Origin of the sequence: Nocardioides sp. cx-169, from assembly GCF_021083605.1 — a bacterium.
Classification (GTDB): domain Bacteria; phylum Actinomycetota; class Actinomycetes; order Propionibacteriales; family Nocardioidaceae; genus Nocardioides.
Genome location: NZ_JAJNRO010000004.1, coordinates 412,592 through 437,111 on the forward strand (window position 1 = coordinate 412,592; position 24,520 = coordinate 437,111).

A 24,520-nucleotide genomic window follows, 5' to 3' on the forward strand; every position below is an offset into this window, starting at 1 on the left:
AAGACGCCGTTCAGGCAGATCGCTGGGGTCAGGCGGGGGTCGGGGCACGCCTCGCCCGTGCCTGTTTTCGACACGCCCGAGCGAGGTGCGCGCCGCAACCGCCGGGAGGTTGGGCAGACTCCTCCCCATGTCTTTCGGGCCCATGTCTTTCGGGCGGTGGGTGGTCGCGGTGGTGGTGTCGCTCCTGTTGGTGGTGACGGTGGCGCCTGCGTACGCCGCGGCGTCGGCCCCCACGGAGCTCACGCTCTCCGCGCCAGGGGGGTACGCCGAGGACACGACCTCGGTCGCGGTCGTGCTGACCCACAGTGGCGGGACCCCCCTGCCCGGTGTGCAGGTGGTCGTCGAGCGCCGGGTCTCCGGCGCCTGGCAGGCCGCCGGCACGGTCACCACCGGCGACGACGGCAGCGCCGCGCTGAGCCAGGAGCTGCGCCGGGTGGGCGACGACAACGTGTGGCGGGCGACCTACGCCGGCGCCGCGACGTACGCCGCGGCGGTGTCCGCGGACGTGCTGGCCCCCCTGCGGCGCCGCGAGAGCGTCGTGACCCTCTCGGGCCCGGGTCGCGTGGTCGACGAGAGGTCGGTGGCGCTCACGGTGCGGTGGCGCACGCGCTCCGGGGCGCCCGTCGCCGGGACCGTCTACCTGCAGCAGCGCGTGGCCGGCGCCGGCTGGCGGCGCGTGGCGACGCTGCGCACCAGCGCCGACGGGCGCACGCAGGCCCGGGTCGGCCCGCGCGTCGACACTCGCTACCGGGTGCGGGCCCAGGGGGTCGAGTGGGTCTACGGCGACCGGAGCCCGGTGCTGGCGATCGACAACGTGCCGCCGCGGTCCCCGGTCGCGCTGCCGAAGGGCGCACCTCGTCCGCGGATCACCCTGCCGCCGCAGCCCCGCGCCGTCGGCGAGGGCGCGAACGTGACGGTCGGCCGCATCCCGGACGCGGTGTGGCGCCAGATGGTCGGCGTGAGCTGGCACCGCGGCTGTCCCGTGGGCCGCGATGGCCTGCGACTGGTGCGCGTGAACTACTGGGACTACGAGGGCTACCGCCGTCGCGGCGAGGTCGTGACCGCCGCGGACGCCGCCGGAAAGATCGGCGGCGCCCTTGCGCAGATGTACCTGCGCGGGTTCCCGATCCGAGCGATGTACCGCATCGACCGCTTCGGCTACTCCCAGCGCCTGCACGGCGGCAACGACTACAAGTCAATGGCGGCCGGCAACACCTCGGCGTTCAACTGCCGCCACGTCGTCAACCGGCCCGGCGTGCGCTCGCCGCACTCCTACGGCCGCTCCCTCGATGTCAACACCTGGGAGAACCCCTACCGCTCGGCCACCGGCCTGGTGCCCAACACCTGGTGGCAGGCGCGCTCTCACCCGCTGGTGGCCTGGCGCTCCGGGAGTCACCCCGTGGTGCGGCTCATGCGCTCGCACGGGCTGCGCTGGACCTACGGCACCGGCGACAGCCAGCACTTCGACGCCGCCCGTCACGGCCGGGTCTTGCTGCCGCAGGTCTGTCTCGACGTGGTCTGCCACTGACCGACCGGTCCCGCCGGTAAGGCAGCCTTACCGGGTGGAGACCGCCCTGCCTGCCGCCCCGCTGCGTGAGCTGTGGCGCCGCTACCGCCGCTATCGCGCCCGTTTCGCCTGGGCGGTCGCCATGTCGGCGGTCAACAAGGTCGCCGACGTCGTCCCCGAGCTGCTCATCGGCGCGGCCGTCGACGTCGTGGTCCGCGGCTCCGACTCGCTCGCGGGCCAGGTCCTGGGGGTGGAGTCGCGCTACGCCCAGCTCGCCTGGCTGGCCGCGATCAACGCCGTCATCTGGCTCGTCGAGTCCGTCACCGAGTACGTCGCCGACGTGCTGTGGCGCGGGCTCGCGCAGGGCGTCGAGCACGACCTGAGGGTCGAGGCCTACGACCATGCGCAGCACCTCGACCTCGGCTGGCACGAGGCCCGGCCGGCCGGCTCGACGCTGGCCACGCTCAACGACGACGTCAACCAGCTCGAGCGGTTCCTCGACGTCGGTGCCCCCGCCATCCTGCAGACGGTGCTGAACGTGCTCCTGGTGGGCGCGGTGTTCGCCGCGTCGTCATGGACCCTGCTGGTGCTGGCGTTCCTGCCCATCCCCGCCATCGTCGTCGGCTCGCTGGTCTTCCAGCGCCGCCTGGAGCCGCTCTACGACCGCGTGCGCGAGACCGTGTCGGACCTGTCGGCCGCGCTGTCAGCCAACCTCGGCGGCATCGCCACGATCAAGGCCTTCACCGCCGAGGATCGCGAGCGCGACCGGATCACCGCCGTCTCGGCCGCCTACCGTGATGCCAACGCCCGCGCCATCCGCTCCTCGGCCGCCTTCGTGCCGCTCGTACGGGTGGCGATCCTCGCCGGCTTCACCTGCACCCTGCTGCTCGGTGGCTGGGCCACCCTGCGCGGCGACCTGGAGGTCGGCCTCTACTCGGTCCTGGTCTTCATGACCCAGCGGTTGCTGTGGCCCCTGACCGAGGTCGCCACCGTCCTCGACCTCTACCAGCGCGGGCGGGCCTCGGCCGGCCGGATCCTGACCCTCCTCGCCGTCCCCGTCACGGTCCCCGCGGGCAGCACCGTCCTGGCCCGGCCGGTGTCGGGACGCGTCGAGCTGCGCGGCGTGCGGGCCGGCTACGCCGACGGCCCCGACGTCCTGCACGGCATCGACCTGGTGGTCCCGGCGGGGGAGACCCACGCGGTCGTGGGGCCGACCGGCTCGGGCAAGTCGACGCTGCTGCGCCTGGTGCTGCGCTTCGACGACCCGCGCGCCGGGGCGGTGCTCCTCGACGGGCAGGACATGCGCGAGCTCGACTGGGACTCGTTGCGCGGCTCGATGGGCTATGTCGCCCAGGACGTCTTCCTGTTCGCGGGGACGATCGCCGACAACATCGCCTACGGCGCCCCGCACGCCTCACGCGAGGAGATCCGCCGGGCGGCGGCGCAGGCGGCCGCCCTCGACGTCGTCGACGCGCTGCCCGCGGGCCTGGACACCCCCGTCGGTGAGCGCGGCGTGACCCTCTCGGGCGGCCAGCGACAGCGCCTCGCGCTCGCGCGCGCCCTGCTGCGCGACCCGGCCGTGCTCGTGCTCGACGAGGCCACGAGCGCCGTGGACAACGAGACCGAGGCGGCCATCCAGCGCTCGCTGGCCGAGGTCGGCGCGCAGCGGACGGCGCTCGTGGTGGCGCACCGCCTCTCCACGGTGCGCCATGCCGACCGCATCTGGGTGATGGACGCCGGCCGCATCGCGGAGAGCGGCACCCACGACGAGCTGGTGGCCCTCGACGGCGCGTACGCCGCCCTGTGGCGGGTTCAGACGGGCGAGGCCGCGCTCGCCTGAGCGCGCGCGGTCAGCATCCGGTGCGCCGAACGCTGACCGGCCACGGCGATCAGCAGCGCGACGACGGTGGCGCCGACCGTCACCGCGAACGCCGCGGTGTGTCCCTCGGCGTCGGCCAGGCGCCCCGCCAGGGTCGACCCGACGGCGTACCCGATCCCGGTCGCCCCGGCGAGCAGGGTCATCGCCAGGCCGACGCGCGCCGGCGGCACCGCGCGCTCACCGATGCTGAAGACCCCGATCATGTACGGCGCCACGCCGAAGCCGAGCAGCAGGACGACGACGACGAGTGCCGTGACGGAGTCGACCCAGAGCAGCGGGAGCGCGAGCGGGAGCAGCAGAGCCGCGGACATCAGCACCCGGCGCTCGTGCCCGACCCAGGGCGGCAGGGCGACGGTCGCCAGTCCCGCCAGGACGCTGCCGACGCCCAGGCACGCGTGCACGATGCCGGCCAGCCCTGGCTGGCCGGCGTCGGTGGTGAGGGCGGTGGTGCCGGTCTGGATGGAGCCGAACAGCAGGCCGATGCACAGCTGCGCGCCCAGCAGGCCGACGAAGACCAGGCTGAGCAGCGGGCCGTGGCCGACCAGCGGTCCGGCAGCCCGGCCGGTCAGGCGCGCCGTCGGGTGGACGGCGAAGGCGCAGCCGAAGACGACCAGCAGCCCCGCCGCCACGAGCATCGCCGCTGAGGGCGACGCGGCGGCGACCAGGAGGCCGATGAGGGCCGGGCCGAACATGAACGACGCCTCGTCGGCGGCGCCCTCGTAGGAGAACGCGGCGTCCATGAGCCGCTGCTGGCGCCCGGTCTCGTGCCGGGTGAGCGGCCGCCAACGGACCCGCGCCATGGGTCCCACCTGCGGCAGCAGCAGGCCGGCCGCCGCCGCCGTGACGGTGAGCACGCCGGCCGAGGCGTCCGCACGGGTGAGAGTCACGAGCAGCACCAGACCGGCCGAGCCCAGCAGCGACTGCACGAGCACCACGGAGCGCTGTCCCACCCGGTCGGCGAGCTCTCCTGCCAAGGGCGAGCCCACGGCGTTCGCCACGGCGAGCGCGCCGGCCGCGAGGCCGCCGGAGCCGTAGCTCCCGGTGACGTCGGAGACCAGGAGCAGGGTGCCGATCTGGCTCATGCTCAGCGGCAGCCGGCCCAGGAAGGCGACGAGCACGTAGAGGGGGCCGGCCAGGTGGAGCAGGCGGCGGTAGGAGGCGAGCGGTGACAACGGAGTCCTCTGGGTATGCGAGACGGCGCGCCGAACCCACCTCCAAGACGCGCGAAACCCTGAGCGCCTCAAGGATACTGGGCGACATGGCCGAGTGCGTCTTCTGCGCGATCGTGGCCGGCGAGGCCGAGGCCGACGTCGTGCTCGACACCGATGACTTCCTGGCGTTCCTCGACCGGCGCCCGGTCTTCAAGGGCCACGTCCTGCTGGTGCCCCGCCGCCACGTCGTCACCCTCCCGGACCTGCCGGCCGAGCTGGGCGGCGGGTTCCTGGCCGCCTCCCAGCGCCTGGCGACCGCCATGGTGGAAGGGCTCGGCGCGCAGGGCAGCTTCGTCGCGATGAACAACATCGTGAGCCAGTCGGTGCCCCACCTGCACCTGCACGTCGTACCCCGCACCAAGGGCGACGGCCTGCGCGGCTTCTTCTGGCCCCGCACCAGGTACGCCGAGGGCGAGTCGGGCCAGTACGCGGCGCGGTTGCGCGCTTCTCTAGAGTGACGGGCGTTCCACCACCAGCGACACGAGGAGTCACCATGGGTCGGTTCGACGGACGCATCGCGGTCATCACGGGGGCCGCGCGCGGCATCGGCTTCGGGACCGCCACTCGCTTCGCCGAGGAGGGCGCGTCGGTCGCGATCGTCGACCTCGACGAGACCGCCGCCGCCGACGCGGCCGGCCGCCTGCCGCTCACCGAGGGCGCCAAGGCCGTGGGCATCGGCGCCGACGTCAGCGACGCGGCCTCGGTCGACGCCGCCGTGGCGCGCGTCGTCGAGGAGCTCGACGGCATCCACATCCTCGTCAACAACGCCGGGATCACCCGCGACAACCTGCTGTTCAAGATGACCGAGGACGACTGGGACCTGGTCATGGGCGTGCACCTCAAGGGCGCGTTCTTGATGACCAAGGCGGCCCAGAAGCACTTCGTCGAGCAGAAGTACGGCAAGATCCTCAACCTCTCCAGCGTCTCCGCGCTGGGCAACCGCGGCCAGGCCAACTACTCCGCGGCGAAGATGGGGATCCAGGGCTTCACCCGGACCCTCGGCATCGAGCTCGGCCCGTTCGGCATCAACGCCAACGCGATCGCGCCCGGCTTCATCGCCACCGAGATGACCGACGCCACCGCGGCCCGCCTGAAGATGGACGTCGAGGAGTTCCGTCGCCTCAACGCCGAGGCCAACCCGGTGCGCCGCGTGGGCTACCCCGAGGACATCGCGGCCGCCGCCGCGTTCCTGTGCAGCGACGAGGCGTCCTACATCACCGGCCAGACGCTGTACGTCGACGGCGGCGCCAAGCTCGGCTGACCGCGACACCCGGGCGCGCCTCCCAGGTCGGGGCCCGCCGCACGCAAGACTGAAGTCGAGTCGTTCACTACACGTTTGGAGTCACCCATGCGCTCTGCCCGCCTGCTCGCCAGCATCGTCGTCACCGGTTCCCTGCTGCTCGCCGGCTGCGGGGGCGACGACAAGGGCGGCGGCAAGGACGAGCCGGAGGCCCAGGGGTCGAGCTTGCCCGAGGCCCCGGACACCTGGCCCCTGACGGGCCTGCCGGTGCCGAAGGGACAGCAGGCCGAGCAGGAGCACCCGGTGATGGTGCTGAAGATGGACAACACCTCCTCCAGCGCGCCCCAGGTCGGGCTCGGCAAGGCCGATTTGGTGGTCGAGGAGCTCGTCGAGGGCGGGGTCACCCGCCTGGCGGCGTTCTACTACTCCACGATCCCCGGTGAGGTCGGCCCGGTGCGCTCCATGCGGGCCAGCGACATCGGCATCGTGGCCCCGGTCGACGCGGCCATGGTCACCAGCGGCGCCGCCCCGGTGACCATCGAGCGCATCAAGGACGCCGGGATCGACTTCTTCGCCGAGGGGGCCAAGGGCTTCTACCGCGAGGGTGGCCGCAGCGCGCCGTACAACCTCTTCACGGACATGAAGAAGACCGCGACCCTCGTGAAGCAGGACGCCGCCCGCCCCGATGACTACCTGCCGTGGGGCAAGGCCGCCGATCTGCCGAAGGGCCAGCCGGCCACCCGGATCGCGGCGAGCTTCTCCGGTGGGCACACCACCAACTGGGTCTTCCGCGACAAGGGCTACGTCAACGAGAACAGCTATGCCGCCGAGGGCGACGAGTTCCCGGCCGACACGGTGCTGGTGCTCCGGGTCAAGGTCGGCGACGCCGGCTACCGCGACCCGGCGGGCAACCCGGTGCCGGAGACCAAGTTCGAGGGCAAGGGCGCCGCGCTGCTCTTCCACCAGGGCCGCCTGGTCCGCGGGACCTGGTCCAAGAAGTCCCTCGAGGCCCCGCTGGAGCTCGCGACCAAGGCCGGCGAGCTGGTGGTCCCCACCGGCCGCACCTTCATCGAGCTGGTCCCCGCGGGCAACGGCGGCGACGTCAGCTTCGAGTAGGGCCGTCAGTCCTCGGCGAGGGCGTTGGGGAGCCGGACGTCGTTCTCGACGAGGATCTGGAAGCCCGAGAGGATGAAGCCGATCGCGGTCTCGACGCGCACGGCGGCGGCGACGGGGTCCTCGTCACCGGCGACGGCCTCGCCGGCCGAGGACATGGCACCGAAGAAGATCCGCGCGAAGGTCTGCTGCATGTCCTCGTCGAGCTCCCACTTGCCGGCCGCGAGGACCGACTGCACGATGTCGAGGACGTTGGCGAAGGTGGAGCGCTCCTCCTGCTCGCGGTAGCGCTCGTAGCCGAGGACGGCCGGTCCCTCCTGGATCACGATGCGCCGGTAGCGGGGCTCGCGCACGACCTCGAGGTGCGCGCGCAGACCGGCGCGCGCCTTGTCCCAGGGGTCCTCGTGCCCGCGTAGCGCGTTGCGCACCGAGCTCGCGGCGTCGCTCTCGACCCGCTCGAAGACCGCCTCGAACAGCGCCTGCTTGCCGCTGAAGTGGTGGTAGAGGGCGCCCTTCGTGACTCGGGCGCCGGCGACGATCTGGTCCAGCGACGCCGCGGCGTAGCCGTGGTCGGTGAAGAGCGTCTCGGCGACGTCGATCAGGGCCCGCTTGGTGGAGGCGGAGTACGCCGCCCGGCGGCCGGCCCCGACCGAGGGGACCTTGGGCACCAGCTTGGAGACGGATCTGCTCACCCCTCGACCCTACGTGTGACCTCGGTCTCGGGTGGTCGGGATCACCCGTCGAGGTGAGGGGGGCGTGACGTGCTGCATGATGGGAGCATGACCGGCGTCGAGGCGGGGGTGCTCCTGGTCGCGACGCCTGCCCTGAACGACCCGAACTTCGCCGACAGCGTGGTCCTCGTCCTCGACGCCGATGACAGCGGCGTGCTGGGGGTCGTGCTCAACCGCCCGTCCGGCCTGCCGGTGGCCGAGGTCCTCGACGCGTGGCGCGACGTGGTGACCGAGCCCGACGTGCTGTTCCAAGGTGGCCCCGTGATGGCCGAGGGCGCCCTGGCGGTGGCGCTGCTCCACGGCTCGCAGGAGCCTCCGGTGGGCTTCCGCGAGGTCACCGGCCAGCTCGGCCTGATCGATCTGGACACGCCGGTGGAGCTGCTCGGCGACAGCCTGGACGCGCTGCGGATCTTCGCCGGGTACGCCGGGTGGGGGGCCGGTCAGCTGGACGGCGAGATCGCCACCGGCAGCTGGTACGTCGTGCCGGCGCAGGCCGACGACGTGTTCCGCGAGGATCCCTCGGACCTGTGGCGCGACGTGCTGCGCCGCCAGCCCGGCGACCTCGCCTGGCACTCGACGCGCCCTGTCGACCCCGACCTCAACTAGCCCGTGTCGCGGCCCCGCGGCAAGCTTGGCGCGCCGAGCGGGGGCGTGACCTTCGTCGCTGTTTCGACCCCCGCTGAGCGGGGTAGCCCCCGTGACCCCGTGATCGGGGTCACGAGAACCCCCCTGGGGGATTTGAGACGAGTCCGGGAGCCTGGCTCACTCGTAGTGAAAGGCCGCCGACCCACGTCGGCGGCAGGTTCCACGAGAAAGCCAGTTCGTTGCGACTCAGCATCATCCATCTCCTCCTGGGCTCGACCATGGTGGTCGGTCTGCTCGGCACCACGTTCGCCCAGCCCGCCGCCGCCGCCGCGAGCGCGCCGGCCGCCTCGCCCGCGGCGGCCCTGCCGCCGTACGTCGTGCGCGAGGGGCACACCTTCACCCCCAAGCCCAAGATCAAGCGCTGGCACCTGCCGGTGACCGGCTACCGCCTCACGGGCCGCTTCGGAAACGCCGGCTCGATGTGGTCCAGCACCCACACCGGCCTGGACTTCGCGGCGCCGCTGGGCACGCCCGTCAGGGCCGTCGAGAGGGGCAGGGTCACCTCGACCGCCTACGACGGCGCCTACGGCAACAAGACCGTCGTGACCCTGGCCGACGGCACCGAGGTCTGGTACTGCCACCAGGACACCCAGCGGGTCTCCGTGGGTCAGGGCGTCGCCGCCGGCGACGTGATCGGGACCGTGGGGAGCACCGGCAACTCCACCGGCCCCCACCTCCACCTCGAGGTCCGTCCCGGAGGCGGCGATCCGGTGGACCCCGAGCGGGCTCTCGCTGCGCACGGGCGGCGCGTGTGAGGCCGATGTGCAGCCGGTGCCTCGGGGCATCGGTCCGGCGCTAGAGTTGGGGGCGTGACCTCCATCGGCTTCTCCACCACGACGGACATCGACGTCGACCAGGACCGCCGTACCGTCCCGACGGACGAGGGTGACCACGAGCGGTTCTCGCACTACGTCGACAAGGACAAGCTCACCGAGGCCATGGTGATGGGCACCCCGGTCGTCGCGCTCTGCGGCAAGGTCTGGGTCCCCAGCCGTGCCCCCGAGAAGTTCCCCGTGTGCCCTGAGTGCAAGGACGCCTGGGAGAGCTTCAAGGACGACGGCGAGTGACGGGCGGCGACCCCGAAGCCGCCGTCCACCTCACCCCCGCACTCACCCCGGCCTGGCCGGACCGTGCGGCCTGGGGCACCGCGCCATCCCTGCGTGCCTGGCAGACCGCGGCGATGGCCGACTACCTCGAGCGCGCGCCGCGGGACTTCCTCGCTGTCGCGACGCCGGGGGCCGGCAAGACGACGTTCGCGCTGTCGGTCGCCTCGGAGCTGATCGGGCGGCGCATCGTCGACCGGATCATCGTGGTCGCGCCCACCGAGCACCTCAAGCTGCAGTGGGCGGAGGCGGCGGCCCGCGCCGGCATCCCGATCGACCCGACCTACTCGGCGGGCTCGGGCAAGATCTCCAGCGACTTCCTCGGCGTCGCGGTGACGTACGCCGGCGTGGCGGTCAACCCGCTCGCCATGCGCATCCGCACCGAGCGGTTCAAGACGCTGGTGATCCTCGACGAGGTCCACCACGCCGGCGACGCCCTGTCGTGGGGCGAGGGAGTGCGGGAGGCGTTCGAGCCCGCGTCGCGCCGTCTCGCGCTCACCGGCACGCCGTTCCGCTCGGACATCAACCCGATCCCGTTCGTCACCTACGCCCCCGGGCCCGACGGGGTGCCGCGCTCGGTCGCGGACTTCACCTACGGCTACGCGCAGGCGCTGGCCGACCACGTGGTGCGGCCGGTGCTCTTCCTCGCCTACTCCGGGGAGATGCAGTGGCGCACCCGGGCCGGTGACGAGATCGCCGTACGCCTGGGGGAGCCGCTCACCAAGGACCTCACCTCGCAGGCGCTGCGCACCGCCCTGGACCCGTCCGGCTCCTGGGTCCCGTCGGTGCTCGAGGCGGCCGACACCCGGCTCTCGGAGGTGCGTCGCCACGTGCCGGACGCCGGTGGGCTCGTGATCGCCACCGACCAGGAGTCGGCCCGGGCCTACGCCAAGCTGCTCAAGAAGATCACCGGGGAGAGCCCCGCGCTGGTGCTGTCCGACGAGAAGGCCGCCTCGAAGAAGATCTCGAAGTTCGCCGCCGACGAGTCGCGCTGGATGGTCGCGGTCCGGATGGTCTCCGAGGGCGTCGACGTGCCGCGGCTCGCGGTCGGCGTCTACGCCACGACGACCTCCACGCCGCTGTTCTTCGCGCAGGCCGTCGGCCGCTTCGTGCGCGCGCGCTCCCGCGGCGAGACGGCCTCGATCTTCGTCCCGTCGGTGCCGGCGCTGCTCGGCTTCGCCTCGGAGATGGAGGTCGAGCGCGACCACGTCCTCGGGCGCCGGGTCAGCGACGAGGGCGACATCTTCGCGGCCGAGAAGGAGCTGATGGCGCAGGCGGAGGCGACCCAGACGGAGGGCGCGGACGAGGGCCTGCCGTTCGAGGCGCTCGGCTCCGAGGCGCGCTTCGACCGGGTGCTCTACGACGGCGGCGAGTTCGGCCATGCCGGCGAGGTGCACGTGGGCTCCGAGGAGGAGATGGACTTCCTCGGGATCCCCGGCCTGCTCGAGCCCGGTCAGATGCGCGAGCTCCTCCAGCAGCGGCAGAGCGACCGCGCGCGCCAGCAGAAGCGGGTCGCGGTCGAGTCGGACACGGTGGCCGCCCTTCGAGACGGCTCGTCCCTCGCCTCCTCAGGAGCCGGAATGATGGCGCACGAGCAGCTCGCGGTCCTGCGCCGCGAGCTCAACGGCCTGGTCGCGGCGTGGTACCACCGCACCGGGCAGGCCCACGGGATCACCCACGCCGCGCTGCGCAAGGAGTGCGGGGGGCCGGCGGCCGCGGTCGCCAACGCCGAGCAGCTGCACCTGCGGATCGACCGGCTGCGGGAGTGGGCGTCGCGCAAGTCGTCCTAGGAGCCCGGGCCGTGGCGGCCGGGTCGTAGGCTCGGCGACATGCCGGCCGAGACCTCCCAGACCCTCGACCGGGGGCTGCGCGTCCTCACCGTGCTGGCGTCCGCACCCGACGGGCTCACGATCACCGAGCTGGCGCTGCAGCTCGACGTCAACCGCACGGTCGTCTACCGGCTGGTCAGCACCCTCGAGCAGCACGCGCTCGTCCGTCGCAGCGCCCGCGGGCGGCTGCACGTCGGGCTCGGCATGCTGCACCTCGCCTCCGCCGTGCACCCGCTCGTGCGCGACGTCGCCGTCCCGGTCCTGCGCGGGCTGGCCGAGGCCGTCGGCTGCACGGCGCACCTCACGGTCGCCGAGGGCGACGAGGGGCTGGCCCTCGCTGTCGTGGAGCCGTCGTGGACGGACTTCCACGTCAGCTACCGGGTCGGCTCGCGCCACCCGCTCCACCAGGGCGCGGCCGGCAGGGCGATCCTCGCCGGTCGCGACGGTGACCTCGCGCCGTACGTCGTGACGGAGGGGGAGCTCCAGGCCGGCGCGCGGGGGCTGGCCGCCCCGGTGCCGGGGATCAAGGGGCTCGAGGCGAGCGTGGGCATCGTGACCCTCGGTGCGCTGGAGGAGGGCGAGGTGGGCCCCCGGGTCGTCGCCGCGGTCGCGGAGCTCACCGAGCGCCTCGGCTGACGGCGGGCGTCTCATCCGGTGACCCAGTGGTAAGGAGGGCCTAACTAAGGCTAGCCTCACCTTGTGACCACCCCTTCGGTCCCGGCACTGCGCGGCGACGGCCTCACGCTCGGCTACCGCGACACCGCCGTGGTGCACGCCGCGTCCCTGGCCCTCGTGCCGGGGCGGGTGACCGCGCTCGTCGGCCCCAACGGCAGCGGCAAGTCGACGCTGCTGCGCGCGATGGCGCGCCTGCACCGGGTCCAGGAGGGCTCCGTCCTCCTCGACGACGGCGCCTCGGCGTTGGCGCTCAGCGCCAAGGACTTCGCGCGGCGGGTCACCATGCTGTCGCAGTCGCAGTCGCGGCCGCACCCGTCTGGCCTGACCGTGCGCGAGGTCGTGGCGTTCGGGCGCCACCCCCACCGCCGGCGCTTCGGCGCGATGACCGACGAGGACCGCCGGGCAATCGCCCGGGCGACGGACGTCACCGGCATCACGCCGATGGCCGACCGGGCGGTCGACGAGCTCTCCGGCGGGGAGCTGCAGCGGGTGTGGCTCGCGACCTGCCTCGCGCAGGAGACCGGCGTGCTCCTGCTGGACGAGCCCACCAACCACCTGGATCTGCGCTACCAGGTCGAGATCCTCGACCTGGTGCGTGACCTCGCCGACGACCACGGCGTGGCCCTCGGCCTGGTCCTCCACGACCTCGACCAGGCGGCGGCGGTCGCCGACGCGGTCGTCCTGCTCCACCGGGGGCGTGTGCGCGCCTCCGGCGACCCGGCCGACGTGCTGACCGGCGGCCTCCTCTCGGAGGTCTACGGGCTGCCCATCGCGACCGTCATCGACCCCGAGACCGGGCACGTACGAACCCAGCCTCGCGGCCGGCACCACCGGCGCCGCACCCCTGCGGCGCCTGCACTCTCCGAAGACAGGAATGCTCGATGAGAAGGACCCTCACCACCGCCCTCGCCGCCACCTCGCTGCTCGTGCTCGCCGCCTGCGGGACCTCGCAGCCGTCGGCCGACGAGAGCGACGAGCCCAGCCCGGACTCCGGCCCGATCACGCTCACCGACGGTGCCGGCCGCACCGTCGAGCTCCCCGGGCCCGCCGAGAAGGTGGTCTCGCTCGAGTGGCAGATGACCGAGGACCTGCTCGCCCTCGGAGTGGACCCCGTGGGCGTCGCGGACGTGAAGGGCTACTCCACCTGGAACACCGCCGAGTCGCTCCCCGCCGACACCACCGACGTCGGCCTGCGCGGCGAGCCCAACTACGACGCGATCTACCAGTCGGACCCCGACCTCGTGGTGCTCGAGGTCTACGGGCCCGACGACGCCGTGGTCAAGAGGCTCGAGAAGTACGACGTCCCGGTGCTGGCCGTCCTCGGCGCCGACGCCAAGGACCCGCTCGCCCAGCTGAAGGAGACCTTCACCCTGATCGCGCAGGCCGTCGGCAAGGAGGGCGTGGCCGAGGACGTGCTCGCGGAGCTCGACCAGAGCATCGAGGACGCGAAGACCGCGGTCGCCGACGCCACGCCCGAGACCACCGACTTCGTCTACGCCGACGCCTACGCGCAGGGCTCGACGATCTCGATCCGGCCCTACGGGCAGGGTTCCCTGATCGGCGAGCTCGGGGAGACGATCGGGCTGACCAACGCCTGGACGGGCGAGGTGGACCCGGCCTACGGCCTGGGCTCCACCGACGTCGAGGGCATCGCCCAGGTCGGCGACGTCCACCTCTTCTACACCGGCACCGAGTCCGGCACGTGGCTCGACAAGCTGTCCGGCAACCCGGTGTGGGAGGCCGCGCCGTTCGTCACCAACGACCGGTTCACGCCGTTCCCCGAGGGGATCTGGACGTTCGGCGGGCCCCGCTCGGCCCAGCAGGTCGTCGACGCGTTCGTGGCGGGCGTCGCCTGACGTGACGCTGCTCGACCGCACCGCGCCCGCCACGGTCCCCGACGAGCCCCTCGGGGCGGTCGGGGCTCGGGGCGCGCTCGGTGCAGCCGGGGTCCTGCTGCTGGCGGCGGCCGGCCTCGTGGTGGTCGCCGGCTGGCACGTCACCCAGGGCACCTCGGGCATCGGCGCGGGCGACCTGCTGCGGCTGGTCGTGGGCCGCGGCGACGACGACACCTGGAACGTTCTGGTCGCCTCGCGGCTGCCGCGGCTGCTCGCCGGGCTGCTCGTCGGCGTGGCGCTCGGCGCGGCCGGCGCGATCTTCCAGTCGCTGGCACGCAACGCCCTGGCCTCGCCCGACACGCTCGCGGTCAACGCGGGCGCCTACTTCGCCGCGACGTTGGCCGCCGCGCTCGGGCTGACGCTGCCACTGGTCGGGGACAGCCTGGTGATCTTCGTGGGCGGTCTGCTCGCCGCCGGGCTGGTGCTGCTCCTCGCCGGAGGAGGGGCCGCCTCCACGACCCGGCTGATCCTGGCCGGCTCGGCCCTGGCCCTCGGCCTCCAGGCGGCCGCCGGGGCGATGCTGCTGCTCTTCGACCAGGAGACGACCGGCCTCTATGCCTGGGGCAACGGCACGCTGACCCAGCTCGGCCTGCAGGGCGTGCGGCAGATGGGGCCGGTGGTCGCGTTCGCGCTGGCCGCCGCGCTGCTGCTGTCGCGGCGCCTCGACCTGCTGGCGCTGGGCGACGACACCGCCTCGGTGCTCGGCGTGCGCGTACGCCGTACCCGCGTGGCAGGGACGGTGCTCGCCGTGGTCCTCTGCGCATGCGCGGTCTCGCTGGCCGGGCCGATCGGCTTCGTGGGCCTGTGCGCGCCGGCCGCGGTCCGGCTGCTCGGCCGGGTCGTGCCGTCGGTGCAGCGCCACGTCGTGCTGGTCCCGCTGTCGGCGCTCGCCGGCGCGCTGATCGTGCTGCTCGCCGACGCCGGCGTGCGCGCCGCGCTCACCGCCGAGTCGGCCCTGCGGGTGCCGACCGGCGTCACGACCACCATCCTCGGCGCGGTCGTGCTGATCGTGCTCGCCCGCCGGGCCCAGGACGCGGGACCCACGCGCCGCCCGTCCACCGCACGGGCCGGGCGCCGCCGCGGCCGGCTGCGCGCGGTGCTGGTGCTGGTCCTGCTGGCGGCGCTCACCGCCGGTGCCCTGCTGCTCGGGCTGATGGCCGGCTACACCTGGCTGCTCGTCGGCGACCTGGTCAACTGGGCGTCGGGCAACGCGGTCCCGGTCGTGGAGTTCGCCATGGACGAGCGGGCCCCCCGCGTCGCCGCCGCGCTGCTCGGCGGCGCGGCCCTCGCCCTGGCCGGCGCCGTGATCCAGGCGGTGTGCCGCAACCCGCTGGCCGAGCCCGGCATCCTGGGCATCACCGGCGGCGCCGGGCTCGGCGCGGTGATCGTCGTGACGGCGACGGCCGGTCTCGCCTCGACGTCACAGGTGTCCCTCGCGGCCGGGGCGGGCGCGCTCCTGGCGTTCGGCCTCGTCTACGGCCTGAGCTGGCGCCGCGGGCTCGACTCCGACCGGCTGGTGCTGGTCGGCGTCGGCGTCGCGGCCCTGACGGCCGCCGTGACGGCGATGATCCTGATCGAGGCCAACCCCTGGGACACGCCGAAGTTCTTCACCTGGATGTCCGGCTCGACCTACGACCGCCAGTGGGCGCAGGTGCTTCCGGTGCTGGTCGCGCTCGTCGTGGCCCTGCCCGCCGTCTGGCTGGCCCATCGGCACCTCGACCTGCTGTCCCTGGACGACGACACCCCGCGCCTGGTCGGCGTCCGTCTCGAGCGCACCCGCCTCGTCGCCCTCCTCGCCGCGGCGGTGCTGACCTCCACGGCCGTGTCGGCGGTGGGGGTGGTGGCCTTCGTCGGCCTGGTCGCCCCGCACGCCGCCCGCGCGCTCGTCTCGGGGCGGCACCGAAGGGTCGTCCCGGTCGCGGTCCTGCTCGGCGCCGTGCTGCTCAGCCTCGCCGACACGATCGGGCGTACGGCGATCGCGCCCGCGCAGGTGCCGGCCGGGCTGGTGGTCGCCGCGATCGGCGCGCCGTACTTCGTCTACCTGCTCTACCGCTCGCGCGCGTGAGCGGAGCCGCTCAGTCGACCTGGCCCACGAGCGGCAGCACCCGGTAGGGCACCTGGGTCGCCAGCGCCATCACGGTCGAGGCGCGCCGGACGCCGGAGGCCGCGACCACTCGGTCGATGACCCGCTGCAGGTCGGCGTTGGTGCGCGCGACCACACGGCACCACAGGTCGCCGGCCCCGGTGATCGTGTAGGCCTCGAGCACCTCCGGCACCGCCGCGAGCTGCTCGGCCACCGCCTCGTGGCCCGCGGACTGGCTGATCTCCAGCGTGAGGAACGCCGTGACCGGGTAGCCCAGGGCCTCCGGGGCCAGGTCGGGTCCCCATCCGGTGACGACGCCGGAGCTCTCGAGCTTGTCGAGCCGGGCCTGGACGGTGCCGCGCGCCACGCCGAGCCGGCGCGAGGCCTCGAGCACGCCGACGCGCGGCTCGGCGGCGAACAGCTCGATCAGCTTGCGGTCGAGATCGTCCACGCGGACCTCCAGAACTGGTCAGATTGCTCAATGCTGCGACGTACTGTTGCACAGATTGTGCGCGACCCCACACGCTGTGGTCATGACCCTCACCCCGGACGAGCTCAAGGCCGACCTCACCCTCGAGCAGCTCAAGGAGCTGGTGGGCCTGGTCGAGTACGACGCCAGCCGCGACGTCTTCCCCGTCACCGCCATGGACGCGGTCGGCTTCGTCGTCGGCAACGCGACCCAGACCGCGACCTTCTACCAGCTCGCTCTCGGCATGGAGCTGGAGGCCTACCGAGGCCCCGAGACCGGCACCCGGGACTCCAAGTCCTACGTGCTGCGCTCGGGCAGTGCGCGCTTCGTCTTCACCGGAGGCGTCACGCCCGACAGCCCGCTGCTGGAGCACCACCGTCGCCACGGCGACGGCGTCGTCGACCTGGCGCTCGAGGTGCCCGACGTGGACCGCTGCATCGAGCACGCCCGCGCGGTCGGCGCGAGGATCCTCGAGGAGCCGCACGACGTCACCGACGAGCACGGCACGGTCCGGCTCGCCGCCATCGCGACGTACGGCGAGACCCGGCACACGCTGGTGGACCGCGCCCGCTACTCCGGCCCCTACCTGCCCGGCTACGTCGCGCGCACCACCACCGTCGCGCGCCGGGAAGGTCACCCGAAGCGGCTGTTCCAGGCCGTCGACCACTGCGTCGGCAACGTCGAGCTCGGCCACATGGACGAGTGGGTGGAGTTCTACAACAAGGTCATGGGCTTCACGAACATGGCGGAGTTCATCGGCGACGACATCGCCACCGACTACTCCGCGCTGATGAGCAAGGTCGTCGCGAGCGGCAACCACCGCGTGAAGTTCCCGCTCAACGAGCCCGCCGTCGCCAAGAAGAAGTCGCAGATCGACGAGTACCTCGAGTTCTACGACGGCGCCGGCTGTCAGCACATCGCGCTGGCCACCAACGACATCCTGCGCTCGGTCGACATCCTGCGCGACCACGGCATCGAGTTCCTCGACACCCCCGACTCCTACTACGACGACCCCGAGCTGCGCGAGCGGATCGGCCAGGTGCGGGTGCCGATCGAGGAGCTGAAGAAGCGGCGGATCCTGGTCGACCGCGACGAGGACGGCTACCTCCTGCAGATCTTCACCAAGCCCATGGGCGACCGTCCGACCGTCTTCTACGAGTTCATCGAGCGCCACGGCTCCCTCGGCTTCGGCAAGGGCAACTTCAAGGCCCTCTTCGAGGCCATCGAGCGCGAGCAGGACGCCCGCGGCAATCTGTGAGCCGTCTCGAAATCTCATGCACCTGCGCGAAGGCATGATGTCCCCATGGCGACGTACGTGGCGTTCCTGCGGGCGATCAACCTCGGTGCGAACCGGAAGTTCCCGAAGGGCGCGATCGTCGCGGCCACCGAGGCCGCGGGCTTCGGCGACGTCGAGACCTACATCAACACCGGCAACGTCCGCTTCGATACGGCGATGAGGTCGCGAGCGCGGATCGAGGCGGCCCTGGAGCAGGCCTACCGGGAGTCGCAGGGCTTCGAGGTGCCGACGATCGTCTTCACCCGGGCCGAGCTGCGTCGTGTCGCCGACGACGCCGACCGGCTCGCCGCGGACCACGCCGGCCGGCACTACGTCTCGCTGCTCAAGGACGAGCCGTCGGCCGCGACGGCCCGCGTGCTCGAGGAGCGCAGCAGCGAGCAGGAGCGGGTGCACGTCGAGGGCCGGGCGGTGCACCTGCTCGTGGGGGAGAGCTATCTCGGGGCGAGCACGAGCAACGTGGCCGTGGAGAGGCTGCTCGGCGTGGCCACCAACCGCAACGTCACGGTGATCAGGGCGCTGCGGGAGAAGTGGGGCTGACCCGCTGCAGGCCGCGCACCGACCGCGACGTGAGCGCCAGGGCGACGATCGCGGCGTAGCCGATGCCGCCCACGAGGATGACCTGCTGCACGCCGAACGCGGCGCCCAACGGGCCGAAGAGCAGCTGGCCCACGGGGATCGCGACGAACGAGCCGAGGGCGTCGTAGGAGTAGGCACGCGAGAGCACGTCGTCGGGGATGTGCTCCTGCATCGCGAGGTTCCACCCGAGGTTGAAGATCTCGGTCCCGGCGCCGGCCAGGACCATCACCGCCATGACGGCCGCGACCTGCGGGTACAGCCCCAGCATCAGCATCGGCAGCGACAGCGCGCCGATCCCGAGCATGCCGAAGAGCAGTGGGCGCTCCAGCCGGACGCGGCTCATCACCAGGGTCATGGCGAGCAGCCCGACGGCCTCGGCCGACAGGATCAGGCCCCAGCCGCGCTCGCCGATGTCGCTCTGCTTGGCCAGGACCGGGCCGAGGGTGAAGATCGTGCCGGCGTGGATGGCGTTGAGCGCGGAGAAGGTGAGCACCACGACCCAGAGCCAGGTGGTGGCGCGAAAGACGGTCCATCCCTCCCTGAGCTCGACCATGATCGAGGGCTGGTCCTCACGTCGAACGGGCGCGGGGATGTGCACGCGCAGCAGCAGCGCGGCGGCGCCGAGGTAGGACACCCCGTCGACCGCCAGGGCCCAGCCGGGCCCGACGGTGACCACGAGGATGCCGGCGACCGACGGGCCGATCACCGTCAGGCTCCCGCGCATCATCGAGATCAGCACGTTGGCCTGCTGCAGCTGATCGCGGGAGACGAGCTGCGGCAGCACGCTGGCGAGTGCCGGGAAGCCCATGGCCGACGACGTACCGATCACTGCGGCGAGGCAGACGAGCTGCCACACCTGCGCATGGCCGCTGAGCACCAGCGCGGCGATGCCCAGCTGGCACAGGCCGGAGACCAGGTTGGACGTCTGGATCACCAGGGTGCGGCCGAAGCGGTCGGCGACGACCCCGCCGACCAGGAGGAAGATCACCAGGGGGATGCTCATCGCCGCCAGCACGGTGCCGAGCGCGCTGGGGGAGTCGCTCACCTCGAGCACGGCGAAGGCGAGCGCGACGCTCGCCATCGTCGCGCCGACCATGTTGACCAGTCGGGAGAGGAAGTACCAGCGGAAGTTCTGCTCGCGCAGGGGCGCCAACGCCGGCGGGCGGCTCACGGCGTCATCCCGAACGCCGCGATGGTCAGGCCGACCGGGCGGGTGCCCTCGGTGCGCGGGGGCCTGGCCTCGGCGTGCACGAGCTCGGATGCCTCCACCAGCAGGCGCACCGCCCGCTCCCAGACCTCGGGCGCGACCCACAGCTCGGCGTCGGTGAAGTTGGCCTGCGGCGCGCCGTCGCGCAGCTCCATCCGGCGGACCATCTCGTGGGCCATCGTCCGGGCATCCACCCCGCGGGCGTGCCCGGCGTGATCCTCCTGGCGCCAGGGGTGCCGGTAGCGCTTGGCGACGCCGCCGCGGATCCGCTCCTCGCCGGCCTCGACGATCTCCTCGGCGTCGAGCAGCACGCGCAGGTGGTAGGACGCGTTGGCGTGCGTGAGGCCCAGCTCTCGCGCCACCTCCGCCGCGCTCAGCTCGGTGCTGGTGAGCAGCGACAGGATCCGCAGCCGGACCGGGTGCGCCGCGGCCCGCAGTGCCCGCACCTCGTCGTCGGACATGTGACCTCCCAATGGTTGTTGGGGAGTCTGGTCGACGACGGCCGTGACTGTCAAGTGATTGTTGGGGGGTGGGTGGCGGGATCCATCCACCCGCCGCTACTCGCCGCGGAAGACCGGCCGCCGACCCTCGCCGAAGGCGCGCATGCCCTCGGCGGCGTCGGCGGTGCGCATGAGCAGGCTCTGGCCGGTGCGCTCGCGCTCGAGGGCCGGCTCGAGCTGGGTGAGCGTGGCGGCGTTGATCGCACGCTTGGTGGCGGCCAGCGCGAGGGGTGGGCCGGCCGCGAGTCGCCGCACGATCCGCTCGACCACCGCCGGGAGGTCCTCGTCGGTCGCGAGGTGGGTGACCAGCCCGGCGTCGTACGCCTCCTGCGCGGAGAGCGGCTCGGCGAGCAGCCCCATCCGCATCGCCCGGGCCCGGCCGATGGAGGCGGCGACGCTCGCCGAGGCGCCGCCGTCGGGCATGAAGCCGATCCGGGCGAAGGCCAGCAGGAAGGTCGCGGAGTCCGCGGCGACCACGAGGTCCGAGGCCAGCGCGACCGAGCAGCCGACGCCCGCGGCGATGCCGCCCACGGCCGCGACGACCGGCTTGTCCAGGGCGACGACGGCGCGGATGATCCGGTTGGCCGCGTCCATGGCGCGCACGTCGAACCGCTCGTGGGCGTCCGCGCCGGAGATGTCGGCGCCGGCGCTGAACGCGGCGCCGGCGCCGGCCAGGACCACGACCCGCACGTCCTCGCGTCCGACCGCCTCCTCGAGCAGTCGCGCCAGGTCGCCGGCCATCGTGGGACTCATCGCGTTCAGGACGTCGGGCCGGTCCATCGTGAGCCAGAGGGCGCCGTCGTCGAGGCGGACCTGCAGGTCCTTGTCTGAGGCCATGGCGGGAGTGTGCCACCATGGATCCGTGTCCGCTCCCAGTCCCGTCGAGGTCGAGCCAGACACCGAGAAGGATCTCGTTGCCGACGAGATCACGGTCCTGGCCACACCGTGGGTGACCGTCGTCTGGAACGATCCGGTCAACCTGATGTCCTACGTCACCTACGTGTTCCAGAAGTACTTCGGCTATGACAAGTCCAAGGCCGAGAACCTGATGATGGAGGTCCACGAGGACGGCCGCTCGGTCGTCAGCACGGGCACCCGCGAGGAGATGGAGCGCGACGTCCAGGCCATGCACGAGTACGGCCTGTGGGCCACTCTCCAGAAGTCCGAGTAGGGGTGAGCGGCTTCACGCGGCACCGGCGCAGCAGGCTGGTCATCGCGAACTTCACCGGCTTCGAGGCCGACCTGCTGCGCTCCCTGGCCTCCCAGCTGGTCGAGCTCCTGCGCAACGAGTCCGCCGTACCTCGCGAGGACCGGGACCCGTTCGAGGCGATGCTGGACTTCTCCGGCCCGACCACGGAGCCCGAGGACCCGGTCCTGGCGCGGCTCTTCCCGACGGCCTACCCCGCCGACGAGGAGGCGGCCGCGGAGTTCCGGCGGTTCACCGAGGGCGCCCTGCGCGACGGCAAGGCCGCCGCGGCGTGCACCGTGATCGACACCCTCGAGGAGGCGGGGCTGCCCGAGCAGCTCACCGAGGACGGGCTGATGATCGACGTCGAGCTCGACGAGCCGACCGCCGAGACCTGGATGCGCTCCTTCACCGACGTCCGGCTCGCGCTCGCCAGCCGGCTGGGGATCGAGGACGGCGACGAGGCGTACTGGTACGAGCTGCCTGAGGAGGACCCGCGCTCTCAGGCGCACGACATCTACGAGTGGGTGGGCTACCTCCAGGAGACCTTGGTCGACGCGCTCAGCCGCTGATGGGCGAGGATCGGGGGCATGCCGATCCCACCCTTCGTCCTCGAGCTGCGCGCGATGGTCGGCGACCACCAGCTCTGGCTGCCCGGCGTCACCGCGGTCATCGTCCGCGACGACCACCTGCTGCTCACGCTGCGTGCCGACAACGGCCAGTGGGCCCCGGTGACGGGCATCGTGGACCCAGGTGAGGAGCCCGGGGTCGCGGCACGTCGCGAGGCCCTGGAGGAGACCGGTGTGGAGGTCAGCGTCGACCGTCTTGCCTCCGTGAGCGTCAGCCCGCCGATCACGCACGCCAACGGAGACAGGGGCATCTACCTCGACCTGACCTTCGCCTGCACCTGGCTCGCCGGCGAGGCCCGTGTCGCCGACGACGAGAACACCGACGTCCGGTGGTGGCCGCTCGACGGGCTCCCCGAGATGAGCCCGTGGCTGACGAGCCGCATCGAGGCCGGGCTGTCGGGTGAGACCGGGGCCCGGTTCGTCTCCTGAGCCCTCTACCCTGGAGCGGTGCTGACCATCGACCAGGCGACGTACGACGCGATCGTCGCGCACGCCAAGCGGGACCACCCCGACGAGGCGTGCGGCATCGTCGCGGGCCCCGAGGGCAGCGACCGTCCCGAGCGGCTCGTAGAGATGGTCAATGCCGCCGGCAGTCCGACGTTCTACGAGTTCGACTCCACGGACCTGCTGCGGCTCTACCGCGACATGGACGCGCGTGACGAGGAGCCCGTGGTGATCTACCACTCGCACACCGCCACCGAGGCGTACCCCAGCCGCACCGACATCGGACTGGCGCAGGAGCCGAACGCCCACTATGTGCTGGTCAGCACGCGCGAGCACGGGAATAACGACGGCGCCGTGGAGTTCAGGTCCTACAGGATCATCGACGGCGACGTGACCGAGGAAGAGGTCGTCGTCGTCCCCCAGCTCACCACCATCTGAAACGTCGAACAGCACCTCCCGAGGAGTCTCACCCATGGCCATCGAGGTCCGGATCCCCACCATCCTGCGCACCTACACCGACGGCGAGAAGGCCGTCACCGGTGAGGGCGCGAGCCTGAGCGCGCTGATCGACGACCTCGAGGCGAGCCACCCCGGGATCAAGGACCGGCTGATCGATGACGGCGACCTGCGCCGCTTCGTCAACGTCTACATCAACGACGAGGACGTCCGCTTCATCGGCGGCCTGGAGGCCGCGCTCAGCGACGGCGACCAGGTCGTCGTGCTCCCCGCGGTCGCCGGGGGCTGATCCCCGTGCCGGGCCGTCGTACCTTCGTCCTCGTCGACGGGGAGAACATCGACGCCACGCTCGGCAACTCCCTCCTCGGCCGGCGGCCGCTGCCCGAGGAGCGCCCGCGCTGGGAGCGCGTCACGGCCTACGCCGAGGCCGAGTGGGGCCAGCCCGTCGTCGGGCTGTTCTTCCTCAACGCCACCAACGGCCAGCTGCCCGGCAGCTTCATCCAGGCGCTTCTGGCGATGGACTACCGGCCGATCCCACTGGCCGGGCGCAGCGACCAGAAGGTCGTGGACGTCGGGATCCAGCGCACCCTCGAGGCCTTGGTCGGTCACGACGACGACGTCCTGCTCGTCAGCCACGACGCCGACTTCGTGCCGCAGATGTCGCAGCTGCTCGGCGGCGAGCGCCGCGTCGGGGTGGTCGGGCTCGACGAGTACGTCAGCATCCAGTACTCCGACCTCGACATCGAGGTCCACGACCTCGAGGACGACGTCCACGCCTTCAACGTGCCGCTGCCGCGCGTCCGGATCATCGACCTCGAGGACTTCGACCCCGAGCGCTTCCTGCGCTAGTCGCTCCGCCACACCGAAGGGCATCCTGAGAACCATGCGCTACGACAACCTGCTGGCCTCAGTCGGCAACACGCCGCTCGTCGGCCTCCCGCGGCTGTCGCCGAGCCCCGACGTACGCCTGTGGGCCAAGCTCGAGGACCGCAACCCCACCGGCTCGATCAAGGACCGCCCGGCCCTGAAGATGATCGAGGAGGCGGAGAAGGACGGCCTGCTGCGCCCCGGCTGCACCATCCTCGAGCCGACCTCGGGCAACACCGGCATCTCGCTGGCCATGGCCGCCAAGCTCAAGGGCTACCGCATCGTGTGCGTCATGCCCGAGAACACCTCGGAGGAGCGCCGCCAGCTGCTGCGGATGTGGGGCGCCGAGATCATCTCCTCACCGGCCGCCGGCGGGTCCAACGAGGCCGTGCGCGTGGCCAAGCAGGTCGCCGCCGAGCACCCCGACTGGGTGATGCTCTACCAGTACGGCAACGACGCCAATGCCCTCGCGCACCAGGAGGGGACCGGCCCGGAGCTGCTCGCCGACCTGCCGTCGATCACGCACTTCGTCGCGGGGCTGGGCACCACCGGGACGCTCATGGGCGTCAGCCGCTACTTCCGCGAGGCCAAGCCCGAGGTCCGCATCGTCGCCGCCGAGCCCCGCTACGGCGAGCTCGTCTACGGCCTGCGCAACCTCGATGAGGGCTTCGTCCCCGAGCTGTACGACGCCTCGCTCATCGACTCCCGCTTCTCGGTCGGCCCACGCGACGCCGTGCGTCGCGTGCGCGAGCTGCTGGAGCTCGAGGGCATCTTCGCGGGCATCTCCACCGGGGCGATCCTGCATGCGGCGCTCGGCCAGGCGGCCAAGGCGGTCAAGGCCGGCGAGAGCGCGGACATCGCGTTCGTCGTCTGCGACGGCGGCTGGAAGTACCTCTCCACCGGCGCCTACGAGGGCACCGTCGACGAGGCCGAGGACCGTCTCGAGGGCCAGCTCTGGGCGTGAGCGGCCCCCCAGCC

General features: G+C 72.5%; 28 protein-coding genes. 22 read left to right on the forward strand and 6 right to left on the reverse strand.

Features of this window, described 5'->3' with window-relative positions:
• The first annotated feature begins 127 nt into the window (after positions 1-127).
• Both LRP67_RS07725 and LRP67_RS07730 read left to right on the forward strand, forming a co-directional pair.
• On the forward strand, positions 128-1,528 hold the full coding sequence (locus LRP67_RS07725; protein ID WP_231269593.1) for a M15 family metallopeptidase: 1,401 nt from the start codon (positions 128-130) through the stop codon (positions 1,526-1,528).
• A gap of 34 nt (positions 1,529-1,562) precedes the next feature.
• Positions 1,563-3,347: an ABC transporter ATP-binding protein gene (locus LRP67_RS07730; protein ID WP_231269594.1), complete on the forward strand. Its 1,785-nt coding sequence runs from the start codon at positions 1,563-1,565 to the stop codon at positions 3,345-3,347.
• Here LRP67_RS07730 and LRP67_RS07735 read toward each other — a convergent pair.
• Positions 3,320-4,558 carry an MFS transporter gene (locus LRP67_RS07735; RefSeq protein WP_231269595.1) on the reverse strand — a complete coding sequence of 413 codons (1,239 nt, stop codon included), beginning with the start codon at positions 4,556-4,558 and terminating at the stop codon, positions 3,320-3,322. The genes LRP67_RS07730 and LRP67_RS07735 overlap by 28 nt on opposite strands.
• A 74-nt stretch (positions 4,559-4,632) precedes the next feature.
• Here LRP67_RS07735 and LRP67_RS07740 point away from each other — a divergent pair, with 74 nt between their 5' ends.
• The 3 genes from LRP67_RS07740 (at position 4,633) to LRP67_RS07750 (ending at position 6,953) form a co-directional block, all read left to right on the forward strand.
• The gene (locus tag LRP67_RS07740) at positions 4,633-5,055 is read left to right on the forward strand and encodes an HIT family protein (RefSeq protein WP_374107407.1); all 423 of its coding nucleotides are present in this window, start codon (positions 4,633-4,635) and stop codon (positions 5,053-5,055) included.
• 35 nt (positions 5,056-5,090) lie between these two features.
• The gene (locus tag LRP67_RS07745) at positions 5,091-5,858 is read left to right on the forward strand and encodes an SDR family NAD(P)-dependent oxidoreductase (RefSeq protein ID WP_231269597.1); all 768 of its coding nucleotides are present in this window, start codon (positions 5,091-5,093) and stop codon (positions 5,856-5,858) included.
• An 87-nt stretch (positions 5,859-5,945) separates the two neighbouring features.
• The gene (locus LRP67_RS07750; RefSeq protein WP_231269598.1) at positions 5,946-6,953 is read left to right on the forward strand and encodes a DUF3048 domain-containing protein; all 1,008 of its coding nucleotides are present in this window, start codon (positions 5,946-5,948) and stop codon (positions 6,951-6,953) included.
• 5 nt (positions 6,954-6,958) lie between these two features.
• On the opposite strand, the gene LRP67_RS07755 is transcribed toward LRP67_RS07750, so the two are convergent.
• Positions 6,959-7,642: a TetR/AcrR family transcriptional regulator gene (locus LRP67_RS07755; protein WP_231269599.1), complete on the reverse strand. Its 684-nt coding sequence runs from the start codon at positions 7,640-7,642 to the stop codon at positions 6,959-6,961.
• 87 nt (positions 7,643-7,729) lie between these two features.
• On the opposite strand from LRP67_RS07755, the gene LRP67_RS07760 reads away from it, so the two are divergent.
• The 8 genes from LRP67_RS07760 to LRP67_RS07795 all read left to right on the forward strand — a co-directional run bounded on the left by LRP67_RS07760 (position 7,730) and on the right by LRP67_RS07795 (position 15,893).
• Positions 7,730-8,287 carry a YqgE/AlgH family protein gene (locus LRP67_RS07760; RefSeq protein ID WP_231269600.1) on the forward strand — a complete coding sequence of 186 codons (558 nt, stop codon included), beginning with the start codon at positions 7,730-7,732 and terminating at the stop codon, positions 8,285-8,287.
• Positions 8,288-8,505: 218 nt separating this feature from the next.
• Entirely contained in the window at positions 8,506-9,081 is a 576-nt protein-coding gene (locus LRP67_RS07765) for a M23 family metallopeptidase (protein ID WP_231269601.1), read from the forward strand.
• Between the two features lie 63 nt (positions 9,082-9,144).
• Positions 9,145-9,393: a DUF3039 domain-containing protein gene (locus tag LRP67_RS07770; RefSeq protein WP_231270008.1), complete on the forward strand. Its 249-nt coding sequence runs from the start codon at positions 9,145-9,147 to the stop codon at positions 9,391-9,393.
• 113 nt (positions 9,394-9,506) lie between these two features.
• Positions 9,507-11,219, forward strand: coding sequence for a DEAD/DEAH box helicase (locus LRP67_RS07775; RefSeq protein WP_231270009.1), 1,713 nt, complete (start codon positions 9,507-9,509; stop codon positions 11,217-11,219).
• 39 nt (positions 11,220-11,258) lie between these two features.
• A complete protein-coding gene (locus LRP67_RS07780) occupies positions 11,259-11,894 on the forward strand; it encodes an IclR family transcriptional regulator (RefSeq protein ID WP_231269602.1) in 636 nt (211 codons plus the stop codon).
• Between the two features lie 63 nt (positions 11,895-11,957).
• On the forward strand, positions 11,958-12,818 hold the full coding sequence (locus LRP67_RS07785) for an ABC transporter ATP-binding protein (RefSeq protein ID WP_231269603.1): 861 nt from the start codon (positions 11,958-11,960) through the stop codon (positions 12,816-12,818).
• Positions 12,815-13,789, forward strand: a complete 975-nt coding sequence (locus tag LRP67_RS07790) for an iron-siderophore ABC transporter substrate-binding protein (RefSeq protein WP_231269604.1) — start codon at positions 12,815-12,817, stop codon at positions 13,787-13,789. The genes LRP67_RS07785 and LRP67_RS07790 overlap by 4 nt, the downstream gene beginning before the upstream one ends.
• A gap of 1 nt (position 13,790) precedes the next feature.
• Positions 13,791-15,893: an iron ABC transporter permease gene (locus LRP67_RS07795; RefSeq protein WP_231269605.1), complete on the forward strand. Its 2,103-nt coding sequence runs from the start codon at positions 13,791-13,793 to the stop codon at positions 15,891-15,893.
• Positions 15,894-15,903: 10 nt separating this feature from the next.
• On the opposite strand, the gene LRP67_RS07800 is transcribed toward LRP67_RS07795, so the two are convergent.
• Positions 15,904-16,362, reverse strand: coding sequence for an Lrp/AsnC family transcriptional regulator (locus LRP67_RS07800; RefSeq protein ID WP_231269606.1), 459 nt, complete (start codon positions 16,360-16,362; stop codon positions 15,904-15,906).
• Positions 16,363-16,444: 82 nt separating this feature from the next.
• On the opposite strand from LRP67_RS07800, the gene hppD reads away from it, so the two are divergent.
• Positions 16,445-17,638 carry a 4-hydroxyphenylpyruvate dioxygenase gene (hppD, locus tag LRP67_RS07805; RefSeq protein WP_231269607.1) on the forward strand — a complete coding sequence of 398 codons (1,194 nt, stop codon included), beginning with the start codon at positions 16,445-16,447 and terminating at the stop codon, positions 17,636-17,638.
• Positions 17,639-17,683: 45 nt separating this feature from the next.
• Positions 17,684-18,214 (forward strand): DUF1697 domain-containing protein, encoded by a 531-nt coding sequence (locus tag LRP67_RS07810; RefSeq protein WP_231269608.1) that lies wholly within the window; start codon positions 17,684-17,686, stop codon positions 18,212-18,214.
• Here LRP67_RS07810 and LRP67_RS07815 read toward each other — a convergent pair.
• From LRP67_RS07815 to LRP67_RS07825, 3 genes are all read right to left on the reverse strand, one after another.
• Positions 18,186-19,424: an MFS transporter gene (locus tag LRP67_RS07815; protein ID WP_231269609.1), complete on the reverse strand. Its 1,239-nt coding sequence runs from the start codon at positions 19,422-19,424 to the stop codon at positions 18,186-18,188. The two genes, LRP67_RS07810 and LRP67_RS07815, sit on opposite strands and share 29 nt — an antisense overlap.
• Positions 19,421-19,921: a transcriptional regulator gene (locus LRP67_RS07820; protein ID WP_231269610.1), complete on the reverse strand. Its 501-nt coding sequence runs from the start codon at positions 19,919-19,921 to the stop codon at positions 19,421-19,423. Before LRP67_RS07820 ends, LRP67_RS07815 begins: the two co-directional genes overlap by 4 nt.
• A gap of 96 nt (positions 19,922-20,017) precedes the next feature.
• On the reverse strand, positions 20,018-20,797 hold the full coding sequence (locus tag LRP67_RS07825) for an enoyl-CoA hydratase-related protein (protein WP_231269611.1): 780 nt from the start codon (positions 20,795-20,797) through the stop codon (positions 20,018-20,020).
• Positions 20,798-20,822: 25 nt separating this feature from the next.
• Between LRP67_RS07825 and clpS the strand changes: the two genes are divergently transcribed.
• Genes clpS through LRP67_RS07860 form a run of 7 tightly spaced genes read left to right on the forward strand, consistent with a single transcriptional unit; the run spans position 20,823 to position 24,506 of the window.
• Positions 20,823-21,131, forward strand: a complete 309-nt coding sequence (gene clpS / locus LRP67_RS07830; protein ID WP_374107399.1) for an ATP-dependent Clp protease adapter ClpS — start codon at positions 20,823-20,825, stop codon at positions 21,129-21,131.
• 2 nt (positions 21,132-21,133) lie between these two features.
• A complete protein-coding gene (locus LRP67_RS07835; RefSeq protein WP_231269612.1) occupies positions 21,134-21,718 on the forward strand; it encodes a DUF2017 domain-containing protein in 585 nt (194 codons plus the stop codon).
• An 18-nt stretch (positions 21,719-21,736) separates the two neighbouring features.
• Complete coding sequence (locus LRP67_RS07840) at positions 21,737-22,204, forward strand: NUDIX domain-containing protein (RefSeq protein ID WP_231269613.1); 468 nt, start codon at positions 21,737-21,739, stop codon at positions 22,202-22,204.
• A gap of 18 nt (positions 22,205-22,222) precedes the next feature.
• Positions 22,223-22,657, forward strand: coding sequence for a Mov34/MPN/PAD-1 family protein (locus LRP67_RS07845; RefSeq protein ID WP_231269614.1), 435 nt, complete (start codon positions 22,223-22,225; stop codon positions 22,655-22,657).
• Positions 22,658-22,691: 34 nt separating this feature from the next.
• Positions 22,692-22,964 carry a MoaD/ThiS family protein gene (locus LRP67_RS07850; RefSeq protein WP_231269615.1) on the forward strand — a complete coding sequence of 91 codons (273 nt, stop codon included), beginning with the start codon at positions 22,692-22,694 and terminating at the stop codon, positions 22,962-22,964.
• 5 nt (positions 22,965-22,969) lie between these two features.
• Positions 22,970-23,524, forward strand: coding sequence for an NYN domain-containing protein (locus LRP67_RS07855; protein ID WP_231269616.1), 555 nt, complete (start codon positions 22,970-22,972; stop codon positions 23,522-23,524).
• Between the two features lie 34 nt (positions 23,525-23,558).
• A complete protein-coding gene (locus tag LRP67_RS07860; RefSeq protein ID WP_231244762.1) occupies positions 23,559-24,506 on the forward strand; it encodes a PLP-dependent cysteine synthase family protein in 948 nt (315 codons plus the stop codon).
• The last annotated feature ends 14 nt before the right edge of the window (positions 24,507-24,520 follow it).

What these genes read in the sequence shown, in the direction of transcription:
- LRP67_RS07750 (WP_231269598.1), top strand. Translation starts at nt 5,946, where the DNA reads ATGCGCTCTGCCCGCCTGCTCGCCAGCATCGTCGTCACCGGTTCCCTG.
- LRP67_RS07790 (WP_231269604.1), top strand. Translation starts at nt 12,815, where the DNA reads ATGAGAAGGACCCTCACCACCGCCCTCGCCGCCACCTCGCTGCTCGTG.
- hppD (WP_231269607.1), top strand. Translation starts at nt 16,445, where the DNA reads ATGACCCTCACCCCGGACGAGCTCAAGGCCGACCTCACCCTCGAGCAG.
- LRP67_RS07840 (WP_231269613.1), top strand. Translation starts at nt 21,737, where the DNA reads ATGCCGATCCCACCCTTCGTCCTCGAGCTGCGCGCGATGGTCGGCGAC.
- LRP67_RS07775 (WP_231270009.1), top strand. Translation starts at nt 9,507, where the DNA reads ATGGCCGACTACCTCGAGCGCGCGCCGCGGGACTTCCTCGCTGTCGCG.
- LRP67_RS07820 (WP_231269610.1), bottom strand. Translation starts at nt 19,921, where the DNA reads ATGTCCGACGACGAGGTGCGGGCACTGCGGGCCGCGGCGCACCCGGTC.
- LRP67_RS07725 (WP_231269593.1), top strand. Translation starts at nt 128, where the DNA reads ATGTCTTTCGGGCCCATGTCTTTCGGGCGGTGGGTGGTCGCGGTGGTG.
- LRP67_RS07860 (WP_231244762.1), top strand. Translation starts at nt 23,559, where the DNA reads ATGCGCTACGACAACCTGCTGGCCTCAGTCGGCAACACGCCGCTCGTC.
- LRP67_RS07745 (WP_231269597.1), top strand. Translation starts at nt 5,091, where the DNA reads ATGGGTCGGTTCGACGGACGCATCGCGGTCATCACGGGGGCCGCGCGC.
- LRP67_RS07780 (WP_231269602.1), top strand. Translation starts at nt 11,259, where the DNA reads ATGCCGGCCGAGACCTCCCAGACCCTCGACCGGGGGCTGCGCGTCCTC.
- LRP67_RS07825 (WP_231269611.1), bottom strand. Translation starts at nt 20,797, where the DNA reads ATGGCCTCAGACAAGGACCTGCAGGTCCGCCTCGACGACGGCGCCCTC.
- LRP67_RS07810 (WP_231269608.1), top strand. Translation starts at nt 17,684, where the DNA reads ATGGCGACGTACGTGGCGTTCCTGCGGGCGATCAACCTCGGTGCGAAC.
- LRP67_RS07760 (WP_231269600.1), top strand. Translation starts at nt 7,730, where the DNA reads ATGACCGGCGTCGAGGCGGGGGTGCTCCTGGTCGCGACGCCTGCCCTG.
- LRP67_RS07850 (WP_231269615.1), top strand. Translation starts at nt 22,692, where the DNA reads ATGGCCATCGAGGTCCGGATCCCCACCATCCTGCGCACCTACACCGAC.